Annotated in this window: 13 protein-coding genes; 7 read left to right on the top strand and 6 right to left on the bottom strand. The window is 55.9% G+C overall.

Going from position 1 to position 15298, the window contains the following annotated elements; genetic code table 11:
* Positions 1 to 116 precede the first annotated feature (116 nt).
* Entirely contained in the window at positions 117 to 899 is a 783-nt protein-coding gene (locus tag SIC19_RS00005; RefSeq protein WP_075194820.1) for a hypothetical protein, read from the bottom strand.
* A 186-nt stretch (positions 900 to 1085) separates the two neighbouring features.
* Here SIC19_RS00005 and SIC19_RS00010 point away from each other — a divergent pair, with 186 nt between their 5' ends.
* From SIC19_RS00010 to SIC19_RS00025, 4 genes are all read left to right on the top strand, one after another.
* Positions 1086 to 2054 (top strand): beta-ketoacyl-ACP synthase III, encoded by a 969-nt coding sequence (locus SIC19_RS00010; RefSeq protein WP_075194819.1) that lies wholly within the window; start codon positions 1086 to 1088, stop codon positions 2052 to 2054.
* A gap of 78 nt (positions 2055 to 2132) precedes the next feature.
* Complete coding sequence (locus SIC19_RS00015) at positions 2133 to 3614, top strand: flavin-containing monooxygenase (protein ID WP_127401225.1); 1482 nt, start codon at positions 2133 to 2135, stop codon at positions 3612 to 3614.
* An 88-nt stretch (positions 3615 to 3702) separates the two neighbouring features.
* Positions 3703 to 4383 (top strand): FadR/GntR family transcriptional regulator, encoded by a 681-nt coding sequence (locus SIC19_RS00020; protein ID WP_127401223.1) that lies wholly within the window; start codon positions 3703 to 3705, stop codon positions 4381 to 4383.
* Complete coding sequence (locus SIC19_RS00025; RefSeq protein ID WP_127401221.1) at positions 4380 to 5384, top strand: bile acid:sodium symporter family protein; 1005 nt, start codon at positions 4380 to 4382, stop codon at positions 5382 to 5384. Before SIC19_RS00020 ends, SIC19_RS00025 begins: the two co-directional genes overlap by 4 nt.
* Here SIC19_RS00025 and SIC19_RS00030 read toward each other — a convergent pair.
* Positions 5355 to 6011 (bottom strand): J domain-containing protein, encoded by a 657-nt coding sequence (locus SIC19_RS00030; RefSeq protein WP_127401219.1) that lies wholly within the window; start codon positions 6009 to 6011, stop codon positions 5355 to 5357. The two genes, SIC19_RS00025 and SIC19_RS00030, sit on opposite strands and share 30 nt — an antisense overlap.
* Positions 6012 to 6139: 128 nt before the next feature.
* Here SIC19_RS00030 and SIC19_RS00035 point away from each other — a divergent pair, with 128 nt between their 5' ends.
* The 3 genes from SIC19_RS00035 to SIC19_RS00045 are packed head-to-tail and all read left to right on the top strand — an operon-like array spanning position 6140 to position 11284.
* Entirely contained in the window at positions 6140 to 8326 is a 2187-nt protein-coding gene (locus SIC19_RS00035; RefSeq protein WP_127401218.1) for a TonB-dependent receptor plug domain-containing protein, read from the top strand.
* Between the two features lie 35 nt (positions 8327 to 8361).
* Entirely contained in the window at positions 8362 to 9348 is a 987-nt protein-coding gene (locus tag SIC19_RS00040) for an ABC transporter substrate-binding protein (RefSeq protein ID WP_127401216.1), read from the top strand.
* Positions 9341 to 11284, top strand: coding sequence for an ATP-binding protein (locus SIC19_RS00045; RefSeq protein ID WP_127401214.1), 1944 nt, complete (start codon positions 9341 to 9343; stop codon positions 11282 to 11284). Before SIC19_RS00040 ends, SIC19_RS00045 begins: the two co-directional genes overlap by 8 nt.
* Before the next feature lie 19 nt (positions 11285 to 11303).
* Here the strand turns inward: SIC19_RS00045 and gorA are convergent, their stop codons facing one another.
* The 4 genes from gorA to gspL are packed head-to-tail and all read right to left on the bottom strand — an operon-like array spanning position 11304 to position 15226.
* Positions 11304 to 12665: a glutathione-disulfide reductase gene (gene gorA / locus SIC19_RS00050; protein ID WP_075194814.1), complete on the bottom strand. Its 1362-nt coding sequence runs from the start codon at positions 12663 to 12665 to the stop codon at positions 11304 to 11306.
* Between the two features lie 33 nt (positions 12666 to 12698).
* On the bottom strand, positions 12699 to 13364 hold the full coding sequence (locus SIC19_RS00055) for a GNAT family N-acetyltransferase (RefSeq protein ID WP_127401212.1): 666 nt from the start codon (positions 13362 to 13364) through the stop codon (positions 12699 to 12701).
* Positions 13365 to 13386: 22 nt separating this feature from the next.
* The gene (gspM, locus tag SIC19_RS00060) at positions 13387 to 13917 is read right to left on the bottom strand and encodes a type II secretion system protein GspM (RefSeq protein WP_127401210.1); all 531 of its coding nucleotides are present in this window, start codon (positions 13915 to 13917) and stop codon (positions 13387 to 13389) included.
* 4 nt (positions 13918 to 13921) lie between these two features.
* Positions 13922 to 15226 carry a type II secretion system protein GspL gene (gene gspL, locus SIC19_RS00065; protein ID WP_091643784.1) on the bottom strand — a complete coding sequence of 435 codons (1305 nt, stop codon included), beginning with the start codon at positions 15224 to 15226 and terminating at the stop codon, positions 13922 to 13924.
* Between the last annotated feature and the right edge of the window lie 72 nt (positions 15227 to 15298).

Below are 15298 nucleotides of genomic sequence, written 5' to 3' on the forward strand. Positions count from 1 at the left end.
GAAGTTCGTGGTTGGAAATGCCCATTACCTCGTCTCCTTCTTTTCGCAGAGTGGTTAGTCAGGATGCCATTCATCATCGGGAGTTGTGAACCGTTAAAACGGTATAAAGCAGCTCCCTATAAATCCGAATCAAGCCGCTCCAATCCGAGAGTAGCTTTAAACTCAAGATACTCGTCACGATAGACAATGGCACCGAGAGCCATCGCAGCCTTGGTGGCCATGCGATCAAAGCTCTCCCGGATCAGTCGTGGGATCCTGGCTTTTGGTCTCACGCTGGCCGTTTCAATCAGCACGGCGCCCATAACGAGCAGTGCATCAATTCGACGGTTATCACGGTCGCCATCCATTATGTGGCGGGCGACCGATTGCGCATCATTCAATATCACCTTCTCGTCGTCGTTCAGTGTGGCGCCGTCGAACGCCATAAAGCTTTGAAAACGACGTGCCCGCTTCAGCATGAAGGCCTCGCGCACTGCAGGGTCCGGTTTGCCGGAATCCGGTTTGGTGTTGAGAAGTCCGTGAAGACGGAAATCCACCTCCCCCGCTTCCCGTTTTTGTTCGAAGACGTGCTTGATATCTGCTCGCGCGATATCGGACGTGGTTTCCAGGGCCTCGGCGATCACGGCATCGAACGTGGTTTTCTCGACCACATCCAGGACGCGCCGAATGGTATGGATAGATTTCATAAGCTCCGGCCACAGGCGCGGGTCCGCCTGGCCAGGTTCGTCCGGCATCCTGCTTTCGAGGGCCCGGGCACAGAAAAACGCCTTTTCAACGTCACGAATCGCAATGCCCGGTTCGTTCGCAATCCATTTGACGCCATAGTCATTGAGGTCTTCAATCAGGCTTGAGGTGAGAATAAGCAGGTAATACTTCATACCAAGGGGAAGGTCTGTCATCAGCAGCACTCCTTCACAACAAGAGTTCCTGTCTACAGGTATAGCTGATTACAGGCTGAGTACCAGCTTTTCCGGGGTATCTCCCGCTCATCTTTGACAAAACGCTAATAGCTGGGGGCGATCAATACGGTATAGGATGATTGAAAGAATCTGAGTATTGATCCGTTCACCTGAGGAAACTAGCACATGACGTACGCGCGAATTGTCGGCACGGGCTCCTATCTGCCTGAGAATGTCATGACAAACGAAGACATGGAGAAAATCGTCGACACCAGCGACCAGTGGATTCGTGAGCGTACCGGCATTGAGCAGCGACACATCGCTGTAGAAGGTGAAACCACCGTCGATCTTGCTGAAAAAGCATCCCGCAGGGCCATTGAAGCCGCCGGACTTCAGCCTGCCGACATCGACCTGATTGTGTTCGCCACATCCACCCCTGACAAGATCTTTCCCAGCTCGGCGTGCATTCTACAGGCGAGACTCGATATCCATGGCTGCCCGGCTTTCGATATCCAGGCTGTTTGCAGCGGGTTTGTCTATGCGCTATCGGTTGCTGACAAGTTCATCAAAACCGGCAGCAGCAAGAAGGTTCTGGTGGTTGGCGCAGAGCTGTTCTCCCGCATTCTGGACTGGGAAGACCGAGGCACCTGTGTGCTGTTCGGTGACGGTGCCGGCGCCGTAGTGTTGGAGGCCAGCGAGGAAACCGGCATTCTCTCGACCCACATCCATGCTGACGGCAAATACGAAGACCTGCTCCACGTACCCTTTGGTATTGGCGATGGCTTCGACCAGGTTCGGGCCGGCAAAGGCCATGTTCACATGAAGGGCAATGAAGTGTTCAAGATTGCCGTGAACACCCTGGGCAGAATTGTGGACGAAACCCTTGAAGCCAACCAGATGAAGAAATCCGATGTGGACTGGCTGGTACCGCACCAGGCGAATTTGAGGATTATCGCGGCCACGGCTCGCAAGCTGAACATGTCCATGGACCAGGTGGTGGTGACCGTCAACAAGCACGGTAACACCTCTGCTGCGTCAATTCCGCTGGCGCTGGACGTTGCCGTTCGCGATGGTCGCATCCAGAAAAATGAGGTGCTTCTGTTGGAAGCCTTTGGCGGCGGGTTTACATGGGGTTCTGCGTTAATCCGGTTCTGACCATCTACCGCAAGTCGCGTCAGACGTATACTCTACCCGGTATCCGAATTCCCATAATAACGTCAAAGGGAAGATTCCGTGAACGAGAGTGTCCGCAGTACCACACCGTCTGTGATCATCATTGGCACCGGTTTTGGCGGCCTGTGCATGGCCATCCAGCTCCGGAATGCCGGAATAGAAACCTTTACCCTCCTGGAAAAGGCGTCCGGGGTTGGAGGCACCTGGCGAGATAATACCTACCCCGGTGCGGCCTGTGATGTTCAGTCTCACTTGTACTCCTTCTCCTTTGAGCCCAAACACGACTGGTCAAGAAAGTTCGGATTGCAGCCGGAAATTCTTGATTATATGCAGCACTGCGTTGAGAAATATGATTTGGCGGGGCATATTCAGTTTAATAACGAAGTCGCCAGCGCGGTTTTCAACGAAGCCACCAACACCTGGACCGTCACCACTACCGACGGAGAGTCTCAGACAGCCGATATCATTGTTACCGCTACCGGCCAGTTGAATCAGCCAGCATGGCCAAATATTCCCGGCCTGGATACCTTTGCAGGCACGACGTTCCATTCCGCCCGTTGGGACCATAACTACGACCTGAGTGGCAAGAATGTTGGCGTGATTGGCACCGGTGCCAGCGCCATTCAATTCGTGCCGGAAATAGTGCCAAAGGTAAGAGCTCTCAGCCTTTTCCAGCGCTCCGCTGCCTGGGTGCTGCCGAAACCCGACCGACCGTTCTATAAATGGGAGCAGGCACTGTTCCAGAAGGTTCCGGCCTGGGACCGCATCTACCGCTCTCTGATCTATTGGAAGAATGAAAGCCGCGCCCTGGCGTTCACCCGCTTTAACAGCTTGCTCGAGCTTTTTGCCTGGCAGGCAAAGCGCTTTGCCAAACATCAGGTTCGCGATCCCGAGAAGTTCAGGCATCTGATTCCGGACTACAAGATCGGCTGCAAGCGGATACTGATTTCCAACGACTGGTATTCAGCCGTTGATCAGTCTCACGTCGAGCTCGTCACCACTGGTATAGAACGTGTCGTGGAGGAAGGCCTGATTACCACCGACGGCGCTCTGCACCGGTTGGACACGATAATCCTGGGGACCGGATTTGCGGCTTCGGATTTCCTGTCACCGATGGAGATCAGCGGCCGCGACGGCGTGTCGCTCAACCAGGCTTGGGCCACTGGGTCGGAGGCCTACAAAGGCATCACGGTGTCCGGGTTCCCCAACCTTTTCATGCTCTACGGGCCCAACACAAACCTCGCCCACAACAGCATTGTGTACATGCTGGAGTCCCAGGTCCGGTATGTGCTCGGTTGCATCAATACATTGAGCGCAACACCCGGCACGGCTATGGATGTAAAACCAGATCGGCTTCGAGCGTTCTCTGAGGGCGTTCAGACAAAACTTAAAGACAGCGTTTGGGAATCCGGTTGCCATTCCTGGTACCTGGACAGCGATGGCAAGAACACGGTGAACTGGCCCGGTTTCACCTTCACTTACCGCAAGGCCACGGGAGAGGTGAACCCGGACGACTACGAGTTCCTGCAACCTTCCGTTTAGCCTTTATTTGCTCCCTCCAGGCTCGTCCATTTGACAGCCCGGACATATTCATAGGATGATTGGGTCATCATTTATCAGGATCTTAAACATGCACCTTGCCAGAATCTCCAAGGGCTCTCTCGTCGAAACCGCCATCGAAAGCCTGCGCCAGGCCATTGAAAAAGGCCACTGGGCGATTGGCGAACGGCTGCCCGTTGAAGCGCAACTGTCGGAGTCCCTCGGCGTCAGCCGTAACACCGTTCGTGAAGCGGTCAGGGTCCTGGTGCATGTCGGCATGCTGGAGACACGTCAGGGGGATGGCACCTACGTTCGAGCCACAAAGGATGCGGGAGAAACCCTGCGGAGAATCAACCGGGCCCAGTTAAGAGACAAGCTCGAAGTACGGATCATGCTTGAAACCGAGGCTGCAAAGCTCGCTGCAGAGCGTCGGGACGCACAGGACCTGGAGAGAATGACGCTCGCCCTGGATGAACGGGCGAAGGCCGGTGACGATGTTGAAAGCCGAATCCGTCACGATCATGCCTTTCATACGGCGCTGGTTGCAGCGTCACACAACCCTGCCCTGTCAGAGCTGTACGACTATTTTGCCCATGCGGTAACACAAACCATTGAACTGACCGAACTCGATTCAGAACTTCCTGAACCTTCCCAGGAGGACCATGAACTGCTACTGGCAGCGATTCGACGACAGGACACCGTGAGGGCGGAAACGCTGTCGAGGGCTTTACTGCAGCCAAGCCTTAAAGCCCTGGGGAAAAGTCGTCCATGAAATTCAGGCTCGATACCTTCACGCTATTGCTTTTGGGGGCGATTGTCCTTGCCACGTTCCTGCCGGTGCGTGGTGATGCCGCCAACGCCCTGGCAACTGCAGGCACTGTGGCCGTGGCACTCCTGTTTTTTCTGCATGGCGCGGCGCTTTCACGTGAACAGATCGTGGCCGGGGCCACCCATTGGCGCCTGCACATCATCATTACCGCTTTCACCTTTGTTTTCTTTCCCCTGGTGGCATTACCCATCAATGAAATCAGTCGCTTTGCGCCTCAGTGGATGCCGCCTGATCTGGGGCTGGGATTCCTCTATCTCGGTGTGCTGCCGTCGGCCGTTTCTTCCTCGATTGCCTATACCGCCATGGCCAAGGGCAATGTGCCTGCCGCCATCTGCAGCGCTGCCGCTTCCAACGTGTTTGGCATGATGCTGACACCGTTCCTGCTGTTGCTGCTGGTGAGCACATCGGGAGACGGCGGCTTTTCCGTGGCCGAGGCGCTCAAAGACATCGTGCTGCAACTGCTTCTTCCGTTTGCGGTTGGCCACGGCCTGCGTCCCTTGTTGGGTGGTTTCCTGGCACGGCACGAAATGCTTGCTTCCCGCTACGACAAATTCGTGATCTGGCTGATCGTGTATTCCGCTTTTTCCCATTCCGTTGCAAGCGGCCTGTGGCAAAACCTGCCGTTGAAGGCGATTCTGCTGGCCATTGGATTGTGCTTCGCGCTGCTGGGATTTTTTATGGTACTGGCGATGTTTGTGGTTCGCCGGCTTGGGTTCAGCCTGGAGGACGAGGCCGCCGTGGTATTCTGCGGCTCAAAGAAGAGTCTGGCGTCCGGCCTGCCCATGGCCAAGGTGCTGTTCTCCGGGCACCCCGGGTTTGGCATGATCGTGCTGCCGATCATGTGCTACAACCAGATTCAGGTCATTGTGGGAGCCATGCTGGCTCAGGCCTATCGCCGCAGGATTGAGGCCGCGTCAGCCGCCGCCCCCCATACCACTGAATAAGGTTGCCAATACAGCCAGGCCGACGATCCAGCCAATGACCGCTGGCCAGAAGTTAACCATCTGGGGTGGCAGCTCTTCCTGTGGCTGTTGCTCACCCACTGGTTTTTCCGCCTCCATGTCGTCCTCGTCGGCGTCGCGCAAGCTATACCAGTCGAACCACCCTGACAGAAACTGCACAACCGGCGCCGGGAAGCTGCCGTTTTCTGCCATCGGCCGAACCTGAGGCTCCAGCGCGTCGGCAATTTCCTTGCGAACATGAGGCTGATCCGCAGGAGGCTCCCCGAGTATGGCTTTCCAGATCTGCTCATCCTTGCTGCGGCTGGAATCATTCAGCAGGGCTCGAACCTGAATCACCACCTCTCGCACCACCTGTCGTTCCGAGGCATCCAACCCCTCGGCCTCCTGGCTTACCGTCGCAGGGGCATCAGAAACCTGAGGCAGTCCTTCATTGCTGACATCGGATGGACCGTTGTCTATTTGCGGCTCGTCGCCCGTCGCTTCCTTGAAAGCCTGCCGCAGCCGTTCCAGTTCCTCGCCAGAGGCAAACTTTTCCTGCCGCTCATAAGCCGCCCTGATACGGGCATGATCACCGGTGGGCTCGATACCCAATACTTCCCAACAATTCATAGAGTTGTAACTCATTCATCAGACTTTCATTAAATTTTAGAGAGACAAATGTAATCTGGTCACCTAGGATATGAAAAAAGCGTTCACCATAAAAAATCCCACACTCGGCAAAGTATAAAACGACACTCATGCCCGTTACGACCTATCTCATTAAAATTCCGGGGCTTGTTCGCCCTGATACTTATCGCAGTCGCCTGATGTCGGTGTTTGCGGGCACGTTCATTGCCGTTGTTCCGGTGGTAGCGGAGGAAAGCAACGACCAAATCTTCCAGCTGGCAGCGTTTGGTGATTCACCGGAAGCCTTTGAAATGGATTCCAGAATTCCAGAGGTGCTTACCACAACCCGCCTCAGGCAACCGAAGTCACGTGTGCCCGGCACGACCACCATCATCACCGGCGAAATGATCCGGGATCTCGGCATCATGAACCTGGTGGAGGTGTTTCGCCTGGTCCCCGGCATGACCGTCGCGGAGGTCGGCAGCAACAACCCGGTGACCAGTTACCACGGTACTGTACATTATGAGCAGCGCCGATTGCAGGTTCAGGTCGATGGCCGTACGTCATACCGCCCTAACCTGTCCGACATGGACTGGAATACCATGCCGGTTCCCCTGGAGCTGATAGAACGAATCGAGGTCAGCCGCGGCCCAAACAGCGCCGCGTATGGCATCAATGCCTTCCTCGGAACCATCAATATCATCACCCGCGCGCCCGAGGATACGGCCGGCGTTGAAACCCGCGCCATTACCGGTTCCAGAGGCTATAAACGGGTGTTTGGTTCCGTCGGCAACGTCTCAGGTGACTATAACTGGCGACTGGCCTACGAGAAACGCAAATCTGACGGTTTTGACGAGCAAGTAGACGACGACATCTACTACCCTTTCCATGATGGCTATGACATCAACACCTTTAACTACGACAGCAGTTTGTTCCTGAACAGCCAATACAGTTTGGACCTGCGCGGCGGTGTGGTGGATGGCGTCAATGAGGAGGACCAGATCAAGAACGGTAAGCTCGGCGCCGATGACCATCCTGACATCATCGTCGACGACTACTATCTACAAACCCGCCTGAACGTGACGACCTCCGAAAACCATTTCTATCATGTTCAGGCCAGCTTCCAGAACTATGATCGGCGGCAGCGCTGGAGCATATGCATTCCCGGGGATACCTTTAACAATATTCTTCAGGGAAACAGCTTTGATCTCGAACCCTGCACTGCCAACGAAGTAGACCCTTTCAGGGCAAATTTGAATGAAGACATTGAGGAATCCCGCCTGGAGTTCGAAATCCAGGATACCCTGTTGTTCAACCGGGATCTGAAGCTGGTATCGGGTCTTGGTTATCGTAAGGATACCTATCGATCAGAGACCTATTTCAATGGGCGAGGTAACAACTATCAGTCACAGGTTTTTGCGAACCTTGAGTACTCGCCTTTACGTTGGCTCACCCTGAACGCCGGCGGCAACTGGGAAAAAACCACCACCACGGACGAAGGCTACTTCTCGCCCAGGGTAGCCGCCAACTTTATCCTGGCCAACAACCACACGCTCCGATTTGTCTACTCCGAGGCAGTACGCACACCGGATGCGTTCGAACAGAATCCGGACTGGTCCTATCGTCCCAGGAATGTTCAGCCACCATACGCCTTTCTTGAAGGGCAACGATTCCTGGTCGCGAATCTGGTCGACCCCGCCACGTCGACGTATGGTAAAACACTTGAAGAAGAGCACATAATTTCCCGGGAAATAAGCTATTTTGGCCAGTACTACCTGGGCAGTTCCACCTTGTCACTGGAAGTTCGCTATTTCAACGACAAGCTTCGGGACATGATCAGCGGTATCATCAATGAAGAAGACTGGACCATCGACAACAATGTCGCACTCGATCAGAAAGGCTTTGAAGTAGAGGCGTCACTGGACTTTCCCGGTACAAAACTGAGGATGAGCTATGCTTATCTGGATCAGGACGGCCGCTATACCGGCGCCAATGATCGTGATGCCGGTGACAAACAATATGCCATTGACCTGTTGGGGCGTTTGTCAGTCAGGCATTCAGGAAGTTTTGCGTGGATACAGGATCTGCCTTTCAACCTGACCTCATCGGCGGCATTCTATTTTGCGGATGAATTCCGGCGTTCACAGTTCGAACGTCTGGACCTGAGGCTGGCAAGGCACATTTTCAAAACCGGCTACAGCTATGAGTTTGCCGTTACCATGCAACACTATCTGGATAAGGACACGACGGATCTGAGTCCTGATAACATCATCAGGGATCATAACCAATTCTTCGCTGAAGTCGGCGTAAGATTCTAAAGGCATCACACGGACGATACCCGACCCTGGACGGTATGAAACCAACGTACAACACCAAAATGGGGAAAGAATCAGGCGACCATGCCAGTCGGCGCGCCCTGGGCAGTGCCGTACTGTTCCTGCTTTTCGTGTTGTCTGTGCCTTTTCAGCCTGTTTACGCGCAATCCTCGTCAGGTTCCCAGGTCTATCTGGCCGGTTCCGAGAACTCCGCTCTGAACCGCCGCATGCTCACCCTTCTTAGGGAGGCGCTGGGCAGCACCGTCAACATTCGCTCCTTCAGCAGCGGCCAGACGTCTCAGGACGAAACCACACCCGTTATTACGCTCGGGCCAGAAGCCTTTACTCGAGTCCGGCAAGAGAATCGTGATGTGCCTATCCTGGCTTTGCTTGTGGATCAATCGTTTATCGGTGGATATGCGGGACGCTCTGAAGGTTCGGTTTCAGGCATATTGTACAACCCCCCTTTAATCAGGCAGGCCGTCGCTGGAAAGGAGATCCTGCCTCATGCCACCCGGGTGGCGATGCTTGCCCGTCCCGAGACCGTCGAACTCTACGAGTCCCTGGTTGATAAACTTCCAGCTTATGGGCTCCGGGCGCGAGTATTTGTCGTCAGTTCCGACAACGACCTGATACCAACACTCATTCACGCGCTGAACTACGGTGACTTTATTCTGGCCGCGCCGGACAGCGGTATATACAACCCCCGAACCATCAAGCACATCCTGTTGACGGCCTACCGTCGCAACCGGATTGTCATCGGCCCGAGTCAGGCTTATGTCAAAGCGGGATCGCTGGCATCCACCTACACACCTTTAACCGAGATCTCCAAACTCGCAGCAAAATACATAGAACAATACCGCAGTGATGGTCAGTTTCCCCCGCCCGCCTATCCCGATGTCTTCAGAATTGAGCTAAACGACCAGGTTGCGCGTTCCCTGAACATTCCGCTGCCCGAACGTCAGGAGATTATTAACTCTATTAGCGAGCGGTTGGCTGGGTCCGAGGAGGCGTCTGATGAGTAAGCGTATGGGCAGGCCAGTCCCCCTCACGCGGAAGCTGCTGCTATTGGGTGCCGCTCCAGCAATCGTCATGTTCATCGTATTGATGGTGTTCTTTACGTCTGCTCGGCTTGATGACGCCCGCAAGGACCTGGCTGACAGCAGTCAGATGCTGGCTGACAGCCTTGCGCCGGCGGTTGAATACGCCGTCGTTTCGGGGAACACGGCGTCCCTTGAACAGATACTGTCGCAATCGTTGCGGCGCAGCCGCGCCCAATGGATACGCGTCTCCAACGTGGTCGGCGACGAGGTTGGATTTGTCTCCACGGACGACCCGGGCAATATCAGTGCTGAGGAGACCTTCGACGTCTTCGAATCTGAGATACTGCAGCAACCGCTTGATCTGGGCGAAGATCGCCAGACCGAATGGTTCGAACCCAACTACGGGTTCGGGTCAGGAGCGCTTCGCGTCGGTACTGTTCAGGTGGGCGTCAACAAAGCCCAACTCGCAGCACGCCGGCAGGACATCCTCTGGACATCACTGGCAGTTGGGTTTTCGTTGCTACTGTTTACGCTACTAATCGTCAAACACTCGCTGAACAGTATCGTCTCACCGATCCATGGCCTGTCCCGTCGGGTTGCAAAACTGATTAATCGGGAATACGAGGAAGTTGAGGTAGGCCTTGCCGGCGCTACCCGCGAAACTCGGGAGCTGGAGGAAAGCCTCAATGCTCTCTCCAGGCACCTGAGGAACCTTAAGGCATCCCGGGACGAGACCCTGGCCTCTTCTGAAAAAGCCCGGGAACGGGCGGAAATGGCGAATCGAGCCAAATCCGAGTTTCTTGCCACCATGAGCCATGAGTTACGGACACCGCTCAATGGTGTTCTGGGGATGATTGAACTCGTGACCGATGAGGCCCTGAGCGCTCGGCAAAAGGACTATCTCCAGACGGCGCGGCAGTCCACTGAGGACTTGCTGACGGTCATCAATGACATCCTGGACTATTCCCATATTGACCGGGGTACGCTGGAACTGGATAACCGCGAGTTTGACCTGAAAGAGCTCATCACCAACTGCACCGCCAGCTACCGTCATGTCGCCGAGCAGCAGGGTTTGGCGCTGTCCACCAAGTTTATCGGAGACTGGCCGGATCGTCTGCTTGTGCTGGGAGACTCCCCGCGCCTGCGCCAGATCCTGGCGGGCCTTATCGATAATGCAATCAAGTTCACGGGCGACGGCTTCATCAAAGTACAGGCCAGCTTTTTCTCTCTTGAGGATAACTGCCTGGTGCTCAACTGCACTGTCAGTGATTCCGGCTGCGGCATTCCTGTTGAACGAATTCACGATATCTTTAACTCATTTGAGCAGCTTGATACGGGTGATTCACGCAGTTATGGCGGAACCGGCATGGGGCTTTCGCTGGTCCAGAGGCTGGTTGAGCTGATGGGCGGTCACGTCAAAGTCGAGACCGACATTGGGAAAGGGTCGCAGTTCCGCTTCGAGCTGCCCTTTGAATTGGCAAACCGGGTCGATCATGTTGAGGCCGCGGAACAGGGCCCTGTCAAAACCGGCGGCGAGCAAGCCCGTGCTCTTGTGGTGGAGGACAACATGGTGAACCAGAGGGTCGCCACTGCCCTGCTCCGGCGGCTGGGCTTTGAGACAGACGCAGCGGCCAATGGTGAGGAGGCACTGGACCTGGTTCGAACCAATCACTCTGGCTACGACGTTATCCTGATGGATTGCCAGATGCCGGTGATGGACGGCTACGAAACCACCCGCTGCATCCGGGAATGGGAAAAGAGCAACGGCCAGGGCGGAACCCCGATTATCGCGCTGACAGCGGACGCCCTTCCGGGAACCGAGACCAGCTGTCGAGAGGCGGGCATGAACGATTACCTCGCCAAGCCTGTGAGAAAAGAACACCTGAGAACGGTACTCAGCCGCTGGATACGGGTGTAACCAGCGACTTTTAGCAAGATTACGCGACGGGCTCGCGCATGGTGACGAACTCTTCAGCGGAGGTCGGATGAATACCAATCGTGCTGTCGAACTGCGCTTTGGTCGCGCCAGCTTTCAGGGCAACCGCTATCCCCTGGGTTATTTCTCCGGCATCGGGACCAACCATATGAGCACCCAGCACCCTGTCAGTGTCAGCGTCCACCACCAGTTTCATCAGTGACCGCTCATCCCGCCCACTCAGGGTATGTTTCATCGGTTTGAACTCCGACCGGTAGATACGGAGCTTATGCCCTGCTTCCCGCGCCTCTGCTTCCGTCAGGCCGACCGTTCCGATATTGGGCTGGCAGAAGACTGCCGTAGGAATGCAGGTATAGTCCATCTCGCCCTGGCCGTCTCCGAACAGTCGGCGGGACAGTACCATGCCCTGGGCAAGCGCCACCGGCGTCAGTTGCGGGGTGCCGATAACATCGCCAAGAGCTGTAATCGAGGGCACGGCGGACTGAAAGTGATCGTCCACAACCACATGGCCCGAGGCACTGAGCTGAACCCCAAGCGCCTCAAGTCCGAGGCCATCCACCAACGCACGGCGCCCGGTCGCCGCCATCACAAGACCGGTATTCAGCCGGGAGCCATCGGTCAGGTTGACGTTGTAGTGAGTGTCCTCGCTCTCGATGGATTCGATATTGACGCCAAAGCGCAGGTCCACGCCCTTTTTCCGCATTTCCTGAGCGGTAAACTCACGAACGTCGTCATCGAAGCCCCGGAGGAACAGATCACCGCGATAGAGAAGTGTTGTCTCAACGCCAAGCCCGGCAAGAATACCGGCAAACTCCACCGCGATGTAGCCACCGCCCCAGACCACTGCCTGCCGCGGCAGTTGCGGCAGATAGAACATCTCGTTCGAGGTAAGAACACATTCCTTGCCTGGCACATCCGGGACCACGGGCCAACTGCCGGTGGCAATAGTGATATGCTTCGCGGTATAGGACCGCTCTCCCACTACCACCGTATGGGCATCGCTCAATGTCGCGGTGCCTTCGATAACCGTGACGCCGGCATTGGCCAGCATGCGCCCATAGATACCGTTAAGACGTTCGATTTCGGCGTTTTTGTTGGCAACCAGCCTGGTCCAGTCAAAACTGACCTGATCCCCTGGCACGTTCCAGCCATAGCCCGCAGCGTCCTCGATGTCTTCACCCGCGTGAGAACCATAGACAAACAGTTTCTTCGGCACGCAGCCCACATTCACGCAGGTTCCACCGAGATAGCGCGATTCCACCACAGCCACACGAGCGCCCTTGGCAGCGGACATGCGTGCCAGCCTGACACCACCGGAACCGGCACCCACAATAATAAGATCAAAATCCTGTCTGTCAGACACAGCGTCTCCTGTCTTTTTCGACAATCTGTTCGTTCAACCGGAAACCGCCGCCTGTTCGTCGGGGCGGACCTCACGGAATAGTATGTGGTCCTCAAAGCTTCCCAGGCGAATGGTGCCAAGGCTTCGAAACCCTTCGGACTCGTAGAACGGAAGGTAACGGCTGTTGCCTGTATCCAGGACAAGCCCGCTTCCCCGGGGATTTTCCGCACAGAGCTTCTCAACCGTGGATAACAGCAGTCGCCCATACCCCTTGTTCTGATAGTTCGGGTTCACTCCCATCAATGGCAACTGGTGAGCCAGAGGCTGGGGGAGCATTTCCCGAATTTTCTCATGGTAATCCAGGTAACGACGGGTAGAGGCAAACCCGGCTGTCAGGACCATGCGAATACGCCAGCTAAGCTGCTCCGCGAGGTTCAGCCGGAGCTCCGGCTCGCCAATGAAGGCAACGGCAACAAGTGTATCGTTCACCAGCACACCCACCGCATCCTGATTCAGACCAAAATAGAGGTCAATCAGCTCCCGCACCGTAGCCCGCACACGCTGCTGATAGCCAGGCCGACGATGATCAAACAGGTGCTGGAACGTCGGTTCATCCCGGTACGCATGGACTAGTATGGAAATTGCCTCATTTCGGGCACTTCCGTCGAGTCGAACAATGACTGGCTCCTGGCTATTCTTGTTCTGTGTGCCGTCACTCATCACATATTCTCCAGTGTCTGCCTCAAATCGTTAACGTCAGACGTACGGATACGATCCCTGGATCGTTCTGTCGGTCCATGGACGCTTGATCTATCTGAACACCGTGGCTGGTGTTCAGACGTTCCAGCCAGCTGGCCACCTCAGTGAACGGTGCACCCTCGAGCCAGACGCGAATGGCGTTCTCACCGCTGGGCTCGAAGCGCTGAAGCGAAAGGCCCGATTCGCTGGCACTGCGCGTCACCAGCGCCATAAGTGCTCTACCGTCTACCGGCGTATCAGAACCAGCGCCCCCCTGAGGCGAACTGGCACTGGACAGACGCTCCAATGACTGACGATTAGCCTCAAGCCACGCCAACAGTTCAGTGGCACGCTCCCTAGACTCGACAGCTTCGTTGTGGAAACCCGTAGCGGGGCGCCAGACTCCAAAGTAGAGAATGCCGAGGAGAACGGCCACCGCAAGAACAGACAGAGCCTGCTGGTCCCTGCGAGGCAACTGGTCATACTGGGCGATGAGCTTTCCGACGGCTGGCTGCTCCTTGATCCTGTTTAACATGCCATTATCCTCCGGAAACCGTCAGGCGTCCGCGGGCGCCATTGGATTCATTTACCACCGAGCCGATCTTCGCTTCCAATCCGCGACTGGTCAGGCCGTTTCTCAGGGTGCTGAGCTTGTCATAGCTGTCTGCGCGCACATCGACCACAAGTTCCCCGCGATTCTGGCTGTAATTCACCGAATTGAAGGTGACAGCGCGTGAATCGGGAATCTTCGAGTACTGTTCACCCGTGTACTTCATCAACGTGAGAAAACCGGCGTTTGGCCCTTCCGCCTGAAGTTGACGCAACTGCCCTTCAACAACCCGGCGCACGTTACCGGAATGGGTCCTGGTATCCCCCGGGAAGGCTTCACGATAAACCGCCATCGCCTGCTCCCGGATCTCGTCGGCTTGCTGCTGATAGTAGAATCCCATGCCCACTTCCACGCCAATCTGGATCACAAACCATACGCAGGCCACGGCAACCAGCGGCTTCCATGCGCCCAACGCACTCGATTTGCCCGTGCGGATGCTGTAGGTCCCCTGGCACAGGTTGATCGGCTGGCAAAGGTGATGATGGTGGGAATGTGCCAGCAGTTCCAGCGGCATCAGTTCCAGCGTTTCCTCGCGAACCACCAGGCGCCCTGACGATTTCAGCTCGCTCAGGTCCGCCTGCTGGTGTTCAAATTCCTGCTCAGTTCCATAAATCGTCACCGGCACCTCGGCAACGACTTCATCAGAGGGCGGAAGCGCCAGCGTCTGTGCAAACATCGCGAGATTTCGCGCATGAACACTGAGCCACTCCCCCTGATCACTGGAGAGCATGGCGGAATCGCCATCCAGGCACACCGACCAGCCGCCCTCAGTCAACGGTAGCAAGCTTGAATCCGGGTAGATCGCATCCAGCTTAAGGTGATTCCAACCACTGAACATCATCACCCATTCGGCCATTTGCCCGTGATCTATGGCCGCCACCCGAAAACCTTTCTCCGTGCGGTTACCCAGGGCGAGATGAACACTTTCGATGTCCTGGGCAACCTGCTCCTCAACCGCGTAAGGGAGCGCCTGATGAACAAATCGCGTCTGTTTGGCGGGAATGTCCGCTACGCAGAAAAGCGCCTCATCGCCGGGAATGAGCCCCACCAACAACACGTTATCGAGATCGTTCTGGGTCAGAGTCTGCTCGATGGTGTCTCGTGAATCCGCGGTTCCCCGGGCCTGGGCATCTCCACTGGCATCCACCAGCACCCAATTGTATAACTGGGCTTCCGGGTTGGCGTCGGGGTCCGCGAACGGTGGCCGCGGCCTGACGTAGAGGCGATATGACATTCTGAACAGTTTCCTTTTTCGAAACCCTCTGGGGGTTATCGGTTCTTTTTGTAACGGTTTTCCGGCTCCGGA

This window comes from Marinobacter sp. MIT930201, assembly GCF_047122665.1.
GTDB classification, from domain to species: domain Bacteria; phylum Pseudomonadota; class Gammaproteobacteria; order Pseudomonadales; family Oleiphilaceae; genus Marinobacter; species Marinobacter salarius.

Excerpts from the sequence above, each read along its gene's own strand:
- SIC19_RS00005 (WP_075194820.1), bottom strand. The coding sequence starts at position 899 with ATGACAGACCTTCCCCTTGGTATGAAGTATTACCTGCTTATTCTCACC.
- SIC19_RS00010 (WP_075194819.1), top strand. The coding sequence starts at position 1,086 with ATGACGTACGCGCGAATTGTCGGCACGGGCTCCTATCTGCCTGAGAAT.
- SIC19_RS00020 (WP_127401223.1), top strand. The coding sequence starts at position 3,703 with ATGCACCTTGCCAGAATCTCCAAGGGCTCTCTCGTCGAAACCGCCATC.
- SIC19_RS00025 (WP_127401221.1), top strand. The coding sequence starts at position 4,380 with ATGAAATTCAGGCTCGATACCTTCACGCTATTGCTTTTGGGGGCGATT.
- SIC19_RS00030 (WP_127401219.1), bottom strand. The coding sequence starts at position 6,011 with ATGAATTGTTGGGAAGTATTGGGTATCGAGCCCACCGGTGATCATGCC.
- SIC19_RS00035 (WP_127401218.1), top strand. The coding sequence starts at position 6,140 with ATGCCCGTTACGACCTATCTCATTAAAATTCCGGGGCTTGTTCGCCCT.
- SIC19_RS00040 (WP_127401216.1), top strand. The coding sequence starts at position 8,362 with ATGAAACCAACGTACAACACCAAAATGGGGAAAGAATCAGGCGACCAT.
- SIC19_RS00045 (WP_127401214.1), top strand. The coding sequence starts at position 9,341 with ATGAGTAAGCGTATGGGCAGGCCAGTCCCCCTCACGCGGAAGCTGCTG.
- SIC19_RS00055 (WP_127401212.1), bottom strand. The coding sequence starts at position 13,364 with ATGAGTGACGGCACACAGAACAAGAATAGCCAGGAGCCAGTCATTGTT.
- gspM (WP_127401210.1), bottom strand. The coding sequence starts at position 13,917 with ATGTTAAACAGGATCAAGGAGCAGCCAGCCGTCGGAAAGCTCATCGCC.
- gspL (WP_091643784.1), bottom strand. The coding sequence starts at position 15,226 with ATGTCATATCGCCTCTACGTCAGGCCGCGGCCACCGTTCGCGGACCCC.